This window comes from Micromonospora echinofusca (assembly GCF_017614955.1).
Lineage (GTDB): Bacteria > Actinomycetota > Actinomycetes > Mycobacteriales > Micromonosporaceae > Micromonospora > Micromonospora echinofusca_A.
The window spans coordinates 1-10,327 of sequence record NZ_WVUH01000264.1; the positions used below are offsets into that span (position 1 = coordinate 1).

A 10,327-nucleotide genomic window follows, 5' to 3' on the forward strand; every position below is an offset into this window, starting at 1 on the left:
ACGTCGCCCAGGAACTCAACGGCCGCCCACGACAGACGCTCGGCTGGGACAACCCAGCCGAGCGTCTGCGTGATCTACTGACAACCACATAAGCCATCAGGTGTTGCGACGACCCCCAGAAACCGCCGCTTTTTGTATAGGAAGGGGCCCTTCCTAACACCTCAGGCGAGCGCGCGGTACAGCAGGAAGAGCCCGATCGACGTACCGAAGACCACGATCACGGCCCGCAGCACGTTGGCCGGCAACCGGCGTGCCAACCGCGCACCGAGATAGCCGCCGATCAGCGTGGCCGGCGCGATCACCGCCACCGCCGCCCAGTTCATCGGCCCGAACAGGCCGAAGATCACCACCGTGGTCAGCCCGACCACCGCCGACAGCACGTTCTTGATGGCACTCACCCGGGCCAGCGTGGCGTCCATCACCAGGGCCAGACCGGCCACCAGCATCACCCCGAGCGCTGCGCCGAAATAACCGCCGTAGATGGCGCCGACCCCGACCACCACCTGCACGCTGAGGGTACGGCGACGCGCGCTCACGTCCTTCGGATGGCCGACCAGTTGCCGCAACCGTTGCTGGAAGGCGAGCACGGCGGTGGCCCCGAGCACCAGGAACGGCACCACCAGCTCGAACGCCCGGGACGGGGTGGCCAGCAGCAGCACACAGCCGGCGACGACGCCGAGCGCCGCCGTCGGCACGAGCTTCGCCAGGGTACGACGGTCCGGCAGGTCCTTCCGGCTGCCGGCGACACTGGCCAGGTAACCCGGACAGACCGCCACGGAGTTGCTCACATTGGCCGACACGGGCGGCAGCCCGATCGCGATCAGGGCCGGGAAGGTGATCAGCGAACCCCCGCCGGCCACCGCGTTGACGGTACCGGCCGCGAGCCCGGCGCCGACCAGCAGCGCAGCATCGGTGAGGTCCATGGTGAGCTGAGGCTACGCCGCTCAGCCGCCGCCGGTCCCTCCGACCTCGTCCACCGCAGCCAGGCACTTCGGCCTCGTACACCGAAAAACGGTCCCGCCGGTCCTGTCGGCCACCGTCGGTGGAGGGCGGCAATAACGCCGGGGACCTGATCGTTACGATGATGGCGCGACGGACGAGTCGACCGGGCGGTCGCGTCGGCGGGCCGGAAGGCCCGTCGCCGAGGAACGTCCGGACTCCACAGGGCAGGGTGGTTGTTAACGGCAACCCGGGGCGACCCGCGGGACAGTGCCACAGAAAACAGACCGCCGGGCCCATGTGGTCCGGTAAGGGTGAAACGGTGGGGTAAGAGCCCACCAGCATCCCGGGTGACCGGGATGGCTCGGTAAACCCCACCCGGAGCAAGGCCAAGAAAGGACCGTCACCGGCAACGATGACGGTCCGCGCAGACGTTCGAGGGCGGCCCGCCCGATGTCTGCGGGTAGGCCGCTGGAGTCTGCCGGCGACGGCAGACCGAGATGGATGGCCGCCACCGGCGCCGCCGGCAACGGCGTGTGTCGGGACAGAATCCGGCGTACAGGTCGACTCGTCCGTCGCCCACCAGCTCAGAGCCTCGATCAAGGCTCTGAGCTGGTCTTATTCTCTCTCACCGATGGTCGTTCTTGGTCAAGTTTGGTCGACGTCTGACGGCCCGGTGACGGCCCAGACGGCCCAGGGACGGCCCGGGAAACCCTGACCCTCCGCTCAGTTGAGCCGTCTGCGGTGGCTCGGCTGGGCACTGCGGCGGCCGGCCTGGTCCTTGTCGACGGCGGGTGAGGTGGGGGAGAGGGCCGGGCACGTCCTGGCGGTGGAGTTGGTGCAGCGACCCGGCGATCCGGTGGCAAGCCAGTCCGGGGTTTGGACTGGCGCGGCAGCCGGAAGCCCCGACCTCGACGGCGGCCAGCCGCGTCGGCTTCCGTACCGCCGCAAGCTGTCCGACTGCGTTGCCCGCTGCAACACTCTACGAATGGTCGTCTTCAGTTGCGGGCGCTGCGGTGCGGCGCTGACACCCGACCTTGCGCTTTCCATGAGAGAGTTGATTCGCCCGGCTTACGACGGTCGTGGTCCAGGACCAGCGACTATGCCCCGAGGCTTCTTCGCCGTAGACCCTGAGCCGTTCGGCACCCCTTTTGTGCCAGCGGAGAACCAGGACGACGACTTGCTGCATGCGATGCCTGGCCTCCCGATGATGATCGACGGTGTGAACGTCGTCTCTGCTGGCCCACGTGACACCATCGTCGTGCATCCGGATGATGCCTCTACTTTGCGACTGCACCCGGAAGGCGACCGCCTGATCGGGTGCTGCGGGCCGAACGGTACCGAGGGGTCGAACCAGGTGTGTCCCTGCGGCGCTGAGGTGGCAACCCTGATGGCGGACTGCTACGGCCCCAATGAGCTGCACTTCGATCCGCACCGGGTGTCAGCGACGGAGGTGCGTCGGCCTCACGCCGACTTCTGAGGTTGCGTCAGATGGGCAGGTCTCTGCGGCGCGGCGCCTTGATCTAGAAAAGAACGATTCGGCAAAGAAGACCACTTCTCGCTGTCTCCGTCAAGCTGGCTGTTGCGAGACTTGGGTTGCCTGACAGCTGCGACCGGTGTCGACGACATCATCGCTATCAGTAGCATGCATGGGTCCACATAAGACACCCATGATCCGCTAGTGTTTGACGAGTCATCCCGGCGGCCTTGTGGCTTTCTGTGGCTATCCCTCTGAGCGAATTGGTGCTAAATTGATCAACGGCGATGCGAATCTCTCAATAGCAATAGGAGCGCTAAAACTCAAAACCGGGACGGAGATTGCTTTACCCGACAGAGGAATTACCGTGATTGTTGGCGGAAACAATGTCGGGAAATCAAGCTTGCTGTCAGAGATGGCTGCCCTCTTGGCGCGAAACGGTAATGATGAAAAGCTGGCTACCAATGTAGTTGAATCGGTTAGTTTGGTTAAGTCTTCGAGTGAAGCAGAATTGATTTCTTGGTTGAGTGTTCAAGGTTACGCGAAACCGAATGGATACTTTGCTTTGCCAGGGCATTCGCCGGGCGTTCCCGAGGGACATGTCAGGCGCCAGTGGCGCCAGGATGTTCTAGGCTACATTGCACAGTTCCTTATTTATCGCTCCGAGGCTGTTGGTCGGGTGAATTTTGCTGGTGGTGTTTCTAGGAGAGAGGATATTTCCCACCCGCCCACTCATCCCATGCATTACTTGGAAGATGATCCGGAATTGCTGCGCCAGTTCAATGACATCTGCCTGAGAATCTTTAGAATGCCACTGACTCTCGATAGGTTGAGCAATACTGTCTCATTGCGCATGGGAAAGGTTTCAACGCCTGCACCTCCTGTTGATTCTGTCACAAGAGAGTACCGAGATGCTCTTGCAAACCTTCCACTTTTAGCCCAGCAAGGCGACGGTGTGCGCAGTCTTCTAGGCATGCTGCTCACGATTGTGCCGTCGGCGTACCCAATAGTTCTGATCGACGAGCCCGAAGCTTTTCTTCATCCGCCGCAGGCCTTCGAGCTGGGGCGCGTCCTAGGGGAGGTTGCTGCTCGAACAAGAACCCAAATCGTTCTCGCCACCCACGACCGCAATCTGGTCAGCGGGCTTCTCGATGGTAAGCATGAAATTTCTATCGTTAGGCTCGACCGATCGGGCAATGAAACTGTTGCCTCGCAGCTTAAAAGTTCCGACGTTAGATCGCTCTGGAGTGACTCCGTCCTCCGATATTCTAACGCTCTAGAGGGGCTTTTTCATCACTTGGTGGTACTTGCGGAAGGGGATGATGATTGCCGCTTCTACCGTGCCGCTCTGGATGCCTTAGATGAAGCTGAATCAGTTCGTGTCCCACCGAGTGAAGTGCTGTTTGTGCCTACTGGGGGGAAGGACGGAATGTCGAAGATCGTGCAGGCGTTCGGCCCGCTTGGCGTTCGAATTGTGGCATCACCGGATCTTGATATTTTGGATGATGGTAGTAAGCTTAAGAAATTGGTGGTTCAGTTTGGCGGCGACTGGCGCGACTTCTTAGATGACTATGACCGGGTAACCAAGCCGTTCCGCACGCCTAGGCCCCAAGCCAGGAATCGCGATATAATCGATGCTGTTAATGCAGTACTGTCTCCAATTTCTGACGAAATTTGGGATGAGCCAACCGCGCAAGCTGTTCGTGCTCAGATGCGCTTGAGTGAAAATCCATGGAAGGCCCTCAAGCTTTATGGAATGGCTGCCTTTAGAACGGGTGAGAGTCGTGCGGCTGCCGAAAGGCTTCTTGGTCGACTTGACGAGCTGGGTATCTGTGTCGTTCGCGAGGGCGAACTTGAGAGGTTTGCGAGCCATGTTGAAGTTCGCAAAGGGCCAGCTTGGGTGTCAGCTGCCATAGGCTCTGGAGCGCATGCTAGCGTAACGGCGAAGGACCATATGCGGAGAATTATTGGTAATCGAGACTGAGTGTCAGCAAAAAGGGGCGGGCTGCATGTGTGCTCGATTTTTGTTCAAATTCCCCGGGTGTTGCTGTAGTTTATAATTCGTATTCCTGATTGCTGTACGAAGACGGTTCGGCGGGCAACGGCGTCCCCCGTGGGGCCAAGCTGGTAGCCGTCGAGCCATACCCAGTGGTCGTACGTGATCCAGTCGAGTACGCGGATCACGCGGAACATGATCGGGTTGGTGAACTGGACGCTTGCGGCCCTGGTGAGGTGCACGACGTCTCCGGCCCTGGGCAGGGTCACAGCCATCGGCCGTTGAGGGCGCGGTACCGCCGCCACGCCAGGATGCGGGAGCGGGCTATGAGGACCATGGGGCAGATGCCTGCGGGCGGGCACTTCGCGCACTTGTTGCGTCGGTGGTAGTCGAGGCAGTAGGCGGCGGACTGGACCAGTAGGGGAGCCTCTCGGCTGGCGACTGGGAGTCTCCGGTTGGGCAATGGGCGCCACTCGGCTCCCGGAGTTGTCATCGGCTCGTCGCGTTGCTGGCGGCCGGTGGGGTCGATCCTGTCGGACTGGCGTGTCTCCTGGCGGGGGCGAGCAGCTCCGGCGCGGTCGGGGTAGATGGTTGCCGGTCCGGTCTGGTCGAGAAGCGGCGTCGGGGTGGGTCGGCCGAACCACTTTCGGAGTCGGGCGAACATCGGTGACCTCCGTGGGTTGGTCTCCAACCTGATGGCCGTCCCGGACGTCTAGAACGTCCAGGACGTACCATATGACCAGGGCGTTTAGGTCGTTTCTAGGTTGGTGGCGTGACCAATCCGCTGTCCCCAACGCCGTTGTACGTGCAGCTCGCTGACCTGCTGACGAAGCGGATCGAGACGGGCAAGTGGACGTCGGGGCAAACTCTGCCGAGCGAGACTCAGCTCCGACAGGAGTTCGGGGTCAGTCGGGGCACGGTCCGTGCGGCGGTGGCGCTACTGCTTGAGCGAGGCTTGGTCGTGACCATGCCCCAGCGCGGTACCTACGTCACGGCCCAGGATTCGACCGGGGCCGGTTCGTAGCGTCGTACTGCTACAGCTCCTTGACGGCGAAGGCGGCCACCAGGTCGGCCATGCTGTCGATGACGACATCTGCGGCGACCAGCCGTTCACGTTTGCCGGGCTTGTTGGCGTACCCGATGGCGGCGACCCCGGCGGCGTGCGCTGCCTCGATGTCGCTGGGGGAGTCGCCGACCAGGACACGGTCGGCCGGGTTGGCGCGTAGCTCCTGGACGGCTTCCAGTACCGGAGCGGGGTTAAGCTTCATCATCTCCGGGTCGGCGATGGTGCGTCCGATGACCGGGTGTACGTAGCTGGTCAGCCTTCGCGCGTTCAGGTACGTGTGGACTGAGGCAGCGGAGTTGTTCGACACCACGGCGACTCGCCGGCCGGTCTGGTGGGCGGCAACGATGACCTCACGACCGTACGGGGTCGGTGCGGCGGTGTTGACCGCGGCGACCTCCTCCCGGCACAGCGCCTCGTCGACCAGGCGGACAACGGCGGGTCTCCCCAACGTGGCGGTGAAGCGCAGGATCGCGAGCGAGTCGCGTTCGGCCAGGATCTCGGGCGGCAGGGCGACGCGATAGACGGTCTCTTCCTCGCGGCTGATGGGGCTTGAGCAGCCCGGATATCGTCGTGGAGTTGTGTTTTTGGCGTTTACGGCGCATCCTGGCAAGCATGGTGACCATGAGTGGGGAACTCCTGACCACTGGTCAGGTGGCCAAGCTGCTGGGTTCTTCGCGGCAGCAGGTGGTCAACCTGTGTGAGCGTGGAGACCTGCCGTTCGTGAGGGTGGGTGCCCACCGCAAGGTGAAGCGGGAACACGTCGAGGCGCTGTTGCGACCCAGCCAGGCGTTGACCCGTGATCAGCTCAAGTCGCTGTGGCTGCACCAAGCGGTGGCGGGCAGCCTGGTCGCCGATCCGGATGGCGTGCTGGGTAGGGCTAGGGAGAATCTTGATCGGCTACTCCGGCAGCATCGGGGGACCATGACCGAGGTCTGGCTGAGGCGCTGGCAGGGAAAGATCGACGAAGGGGTTGGGTCCGTCCTTCGGGCGTTGACCTCGGAGAATTCGGAAGCTGTCGAGCTGCGGCAGAACTCGCCCTTTGCTGGCGTGCTCTCGCAGCCGCAGCGCCGGAAGGTGCTTGAGTCCTTCAAGCGCAGCGGCTGGGAACGGGCGGCGTGAGGCGCGAAGAGCTGGAGCATGTCCTGAGATCGACGGGTCGGATTGTCAAAGACTGGAACGTCCTCATCATCGGTAGCCAGTCGGTGCTGGGGACGATTCCGGAAAGTGATCTTCCGTTGGAAGCCACTGCCTCGATGGAGGTGGATGTGGCGTTCTTTGACGATCCGGACGATCAGAAGGCCGACCAGGTCGACGCGTTCATCGGCGAGTTCTCTCCGTTTCATGAGACCTACGGCTACTACGCCCAGGGCGTGAGTGTGTCGACTGCGGTATTGCCTGACGGCTGGCGCGATCGGTTGGTGTTGGTGGAGTCCGAAAACACTCAGCCGGGACGTGGCTACGCGCTCGATCCGCACGATTGTGTGGTATCCAAGCTGGTGGCCGGTAGGGAGAAGGACACCAAGTTCGCTGACGCGTTGATCCGAGCAGGTCTTGTGAGGCCGGACGTGGTCGCCGAGCGGATCGAACTACTTGTCGACGTGCACCCCCTGGTGATGAAACGGCTGAGGGACTGGATCACCGCGTATCTGCCGGAGCCTGACGGTTGCTGAGGGGCGTTGGATGGCTCTGACGCCCTGGCGACGCCCTGAACGGGCACCTGGCACACGAAACGGCTGCTCAGAGCACGAATCACATTCATGATCCGGCGTACAGGTCGACTCGTCCGTCGCCCACCAGCTCAGAGCCTCTCAGCGCCTGGTTTCGTACCTGGTCAGGACCACGCCGTCCGGGAACGTCCGGGTCTCCGCCAGGGTCAGGTTCACCCAGTTGTCCAGGGCCGTGAAGAACGGTGTGCCGCCGCCCAGCAGGACCGGTGCGGTCGCCAGCACGTACTCGTCGATCACTCCGGCCCGCATGGCCGCCGCGGCGAGTGTGGCGCCGGCGATGTCCATGGGGCCGCCGTCCTCGGCCCTGAGCCGGGTGATCTCGGTGACCGCGTCGCCGGTGACCAGGCGGGTGTTCCAGTCGACCGTGCCGGTCGTCGAGGAGAACACCACCTTCGGCATGTCCCGCCAGCGGCGGGCGTACTCGATCTCCGCCGGTGTGGCACCCGGCTGCTGGTCGGCGGTCGGCCAGTGGGAGCTCATCGTCTCCCAGAGTTTGCGCCCGTACAGGGCCAGGCCGGTCGACGCCACCCGGTCGGACCAATACTGGAACAGTTCGTCGCTCGGCACACTCCAGCCGAGGTTGTCGCCGGGCGCGGCGATGTAGCCGTCCAGGCTCAGGTTCATGCCGAAGGTCAGTTTCCGCATGGTGTCAGCCTCCCGTGAGTCGGTACCCGGCGTACAGACCAGCACGGCGCGGAAGAATCATCGGTCAGGCCACGCCGAGGGCCGGCTCCCCACCACGCCAGGATTCCTCAGCGCCACGCCAGGATCCGTCAGCGCCGGGACGGCGACACGACATCCGTACTGTCTCTGGACCATTCGGCAGGCAACAACATCTGGGACGGATCGACCTCTCGCGGGCGAGCGGGGATTCAGCGAGCGGGGACCTGCTCTGACGACGGCTGCCACTCCCGCCTGAGCAGCCCGTAGACCCATGAGTCGGAGACCTCGCCGTTCACGATGCAGTCTTCCCGCAACGTCCCTTCCCGCACGAACCCGAGCTTCTCCAGCACCCGGGCTGACGCCACATTGCGTGTGTCGGCCTCCGCCTGGACGCGATTCAGGTCCAGCGTGTCGTATGCCCACCGCAGCAGAGCGCGCGCGGCTTCGGTCGCGTAACCGTGACCCCAGGCTGCATCGTCGAAGCAGTAGCCCAGCGACGCGCTGCGGTAGTCCGGATTCCACCGGGTCAGACCGCACCACCCGATGAACGCCCCGTCGGAGGCGCGATCCACGGCCAGCCGCGCCCCGGTGCCCGCCTCTGCCATCTGCCGGCAGGCCGTGACGAACCGCTCGGCGCGTACCCGATCGCTCCACGGTGGCGCGTCCCAGTAGCGCAGCACATGGGCGTTGCTGTGCAGCGCGAAGAGGCCGTCCGCATCCGTGTCGTCGAAGGGACGCAGCCTGAGGCGGGTGGTGTGCAGGGTGGGGGTGGGCAGCGACATGGGGCACCATGATCCTCCGGTGACTGGTGGCCGATCAACCAGACATCCGGTACCGGCCACCCGCGATGGATGCTGACCCGCCGTGCCAGCATCGCCTGATGCGCAACGAGCAACGCCTACGCACCCGGACGCCCGAGTCACGAGCCTTCGCGGAGCGCGTACAACTCGTCATGAGTTTGACCTCGCGACTCAACGGGCTGCCGTTCGATGATCTCGACGCCCGCAGGGTGCTGCTCACCGAGATCTTCGGTCGACCGGTTCCCGACTCGCTGTCGATTCTGCCCCCGTTCTACTGCGACTACGGGCTGGGAGCGTCGTTCGGCGAGCGTGTGTTCATCAACCAGGGGTGCTTCTTCCTCGACTACGGAGGCATCACGATCGGCGACCGCGTCATGGTCGGTCCCCGGGTGACGCTGAGTACGGCCGGACACCCCGTCGAGCTTGACGAGCGGTACGACTTCGTCACCCACGCGCCCATCGTCATCGAGGACGACGTGTGGATCGGCGCCGCAGCCACGATCACTCCGGGAGTCGTTGTCGGTCGCGGCTCGGTCGTCGGCGCGGGTGCCGTCGTCGCGAAGGACGTGCCGCCGCTGAGCGTGGTGACGGCAACGAGCGCTGTCGAGCGGAAGCGTCTGAAGCCTTCACCTGTTGCACCCTCCTGAGGGCTGCGACGGCGCGGACAGTTTCCAGGAGGTTGGGCCGTCGGCAGCGGCAGGACACCCCAACCTCCCGGAAATTGCGAGAGGACGCCGCAGCCGCGCCAACCGACCGCCACCACCCTGTCCCGTCCGACCGGGCCAGGGGCCCTCGGTGGGTGGCCGGATCAGCGGGGGAGCGCCGTGCAGTCCCCGGGATGCCCGTCGGCCAGGGCGCAGCGGCCGGCGCCGCCGGGCAGTCGGGTGTCGCACCAGACCCGGGTACGCAGGAACTGCCGGTCCTCCTCGGAGACGGTGGTCTCGCCGAAGTCGATGACCTCGACGTGGTCGAGTTCGGCGCGGAGCGTGGTGGCCAGCGCGACGGCGACCGACCGGTCAATGGTGGTGGTGGGCAGGTGGATGATCCAGCGTGCGCCGCTCACCAGTGGCCTCCGTTGGGTCCGGGACGGTGCCGGCCGTTCTGCCGGCCGCAATCGGTGTGCCGGGCCTGCCACTGCCGGAGGCCCTGTCGGATGCGGTGGGTCTCGGTGCGGGCGGTGGTCACCTCCCGCTGAAGCCGGTCGATCTCGTCGGCGATCTCGCGCAGGTAGCCGTAGACCTCCTGCGGGTCCAGGCCGCGCCACCGGGTGGCGAACCGCTTGACCCGCAGGTGGTGCGGGCCGAGGCTGTTCCCCGCCCGGTGGATCATGACTCGGCTCCGGGATGTCGCGCCACCAGGGCTGCGACCTCCGTGTCGGTCAGGCCGCGTCGGGCCAGCACGGCCCGTCCCCAGCGGTGCAGCCGGCAGGGGTACGGGAAGAGGTCGTGCCGGCAGACCGGGCCGTCCCGCCCGGACTCCTCGGCGTGTACGACGATCGCGCGTACCGCGAAGCCGACATCCTCGGCGGTCACGTACGGCGGTAGTGGTAGCTCGTCCAGCGGTTCGGCGGCCCCGGGCATGGTCCTCCTCTGGTTGTGCGTGGAGCGCGGGTGGCGCCGAACCGCTGGACGAGCTACCACTACCGCCGTACGTGACCGC

The 10,327-nt window shown here is 64.6% G+C and carries 14 protein-coding genes and 1 other RNA gene; 7 read left to right on the top strand and 8 right to left on the bottom strand.

Annotated elements, in window-relative coordinates:
* Window positions 1-161: 161 nt before the first annotated feature.
* Window positions 162-923 (bottom strand): sulfite exporter TauE/SafE family protein, encoded by a 762-nt coding sequence (locus GSF22_RS24470; RefSeq protein WP_208816081.1) that lies wholly within the window; start codon window positions 921-923, stop codon window positions 162-164.
* 174 nt (window positions 924-1,097) lie between these two features.
* Here GSF22_RS24470 and rnpB point away from each other — a divergent pair.
* The 3 genes from rnpB to GSF22_RS24485 all read left to right on the top strand — a co-directional run bounded on the left by rnpB (window position 1,098) and on the right by GSF22_RS24485 (window position 4,400).
* An RNA gene (rnpB, locus tag GSF22_RS24475) (RNase P RNA component class A) lies at window positions 1,098-1,514 on the top strand.
* A gap of 254 nt (window positions 1,515-1,768) precedes the next feature.
* A complete protein-coding gene (locus GSF22_RS24480; RefSeq protein ID WP_208816082.1) occupies window positions 1,769-2,419 on the top strand; it encodes a hypothetical protein in 651 nt (216 codons plus the stop codon).
* Window positions 2,420-2,690: 271 nt separating this feature from the next.
* The gene (locus GSF22_RS24485; protein ID WP_208816083.1) at window positions 2,691-4,400 is read left to right on the top strand and encodes an ATP-dependent nuclease; all 1,710 of its coding nucleotides are present in this window, start codon (window positions 2,691-2,693) and stop codon (window positions 4,398-4,400) included.
* A gap of 44 nt (window positions 4,401-4,444) precedes the next feature.
* Here GSF22_RS24485 and GSF22_RS24490 read toward each other — a convergent pair whose 3' ends face one another.
* Window positions 4,445-4,687: a hypothetical protein gene (locus GSF22_RS24490; protein WP_208816084.1), complete on the bottom strand. Its 243-nt coding sequence runs from the start codon at window positions 4,685-4,687 to the stop codon at window positions 4,445-4,447.
* A gap of 497 nt (window positions 4,688-5,184) precedes the next feature.
* Here GSF22_RS24490 and GSF22_RS24495 point away from each other — a divergent pair, with 497 nt between their 5' ends.
* Window positions 5,185-5,436 carry a GntR family transcriptional regulator gene (locus GSF22_RS24495; RefSeq protein ID WP_208816085.1) on the top strand — a complete coding sequence of 84 codons (252 nt, stop codon included), beginning with the start codon at window positions 5,185-5,187 and terminating at the stop codon, window positions 5,434-5,436.
* A gap of 10 nt (window positions 5,437-5,446) precedes the next feature.
* Here the strand turns inward: GSF22_RS24495 and GSF22_RS24500 are convergent, their stop codons facing one another.
* Window positions 5,447-6,088: an HAD family hydrolase gene (locus tag GSF22_RS24500; RefSeq protein ID WP_208816086.1), complete on the bottom strand. Its 642-nt coding sequence runs from the start codon at window positions 6,086-6,088 to the stop codon at window positions 5,447-5,449.
* A 2-nt stretch (window positions 6,089-6,090) separates the two neighbouring features.
* Here GSF22_RS24500 and GSF22_RS24505 point away from each other — a divergent pair, with 2 nt between their 5' ends.
* The gene (locus GSF22_RS24505; protein WP_208816087.1) at window positions 6,091-6,597 is read left to right on the top strand and encodes a helix-turn-helix domain-containing protein; all 507 of its coding nucleotides are present in this window, start codon (window positions 6,091-6,093) and stop codon (window positions 6,595-6,597) included.
* Window positions 6,594-7,148 carry a DUF6036 family nucleotidyltransferase gene (locus GSF22_RS24510; protein ID WP_208816088.1) on the top strand — a complete coding sequence of 185 codons (555 nt, stop codon included), beginning with the start codon at window positions 6,594-6,596 and terminating at the stop codon, window positions 7,146-7,148. The genes GSF22_RS24505 and GSF22_RS24510 overlap by 4 nt, the downstream gene beginning before the upstream one ends.
* Window positions 7,149-7,286: 138 nt before the next feature.
* On the opposite strand, the gene GSF22_RS24515 is transcribed toward GSF22_RS24510, so the two are convergent.
* Together GSF22_RS24515 and GSF22_RS24520 are read right to left on the bottom strand one after the other, a co-directional pair.
* Window positions 7,287-7,850 carry a dihydrofolate reductase family protein gene (locus GSF22_RS24515; RefSeq protein ID WP_208816089.1) on the bottom strand — a complete coding sequence of 188 codons (564 nt, stop codon included), beginning with the start codon at window positions 7,848-7,850 and terminating at the stop codon, window positions 7,287-7,289.
* 227 nt (window positions 7,851-8,077) lie between these two features.
* On the bottom strand, window positions 8,078-8,650 hold the full coding sequence (locus GSF22_RS24520) for a GNAT family N-acetyltransferase (protein WP_208816090.1): 573 nt from the start codon (window positions 8,648-8,650) through the stop codon (window positions 8,078-8,080).
* Window positions 8,651-8,748: 98 nt separating this feature from the next.
* On the opposite strand from GSF22_RS24520, the gene GSF22_RS24525 reads away from it, so the two are divergent.
* Complete coding sequence (locus GSF22_RS24525) at window positions 8,749-9,315, top strand: DapH/DapD/GlmU-related protein (RefSeq protein ID WP_208816091.1); 567 nt, start codon at window positions 8,749-8,751, stop codon at window positions 9,313-9,315.
* A gap of 161 nt (window positions 9,316-9,476) precedes the next feature.
* Here GSF22_RS24525 and GSF22_RS24530 read toward each other — a convergent pair whose 3' ends face one another.
* The 3 genes from GSF22_RS24530 to GSF22_RS24540 are packed head-to-tail and all read right to left on the bottom strand — an operon-like array spanning window position 9,477 to window position 10,248.
* Window positions 9,477-9,731 carry a hypothetical protein gene (locus GSF22_RS24530; RefSeq protein ID WP_208816092.1) on the bottom strand — a complete coding sequence of 85 codons (255 nt, stop codon included), beginning with the start codon at window positions 9,729-9,731 and terminating at the stop codon, window positions 9,477-9,479.
* Window positions 9,728-9,997: a DivIVA domain-containing protein gene (locus GSF22_RS24535; protein WP_208816093.1), complete on the bottom strand. Its 270-nt coding sequence runs from the start codon at window positions 9,995-9,997 to the stop codon at window positions 9,728-9,730. Before GSF22_RS24535 ends, GSF22_RS24530 begins: the two co-directional genes overlap by 4 nt.
* Window positions 9,994-10,248: a hypothetical protein gene (locus GSF22_RS24540; protein ID WP_208816094.1), complete on the bottom strand. Its 255-nt coding sequence runs from the start codon at window positions 10,246-10,248 to the stop codon at window positions 9,994-9,996. The genes GSF22_RS24535 and GSF22_RS24540 overlap by 4 nt, the downstream gene beginning before the upstream one ends.
* Window positions 10,249-10,327 lie beyond the last annotated feature (79 nt).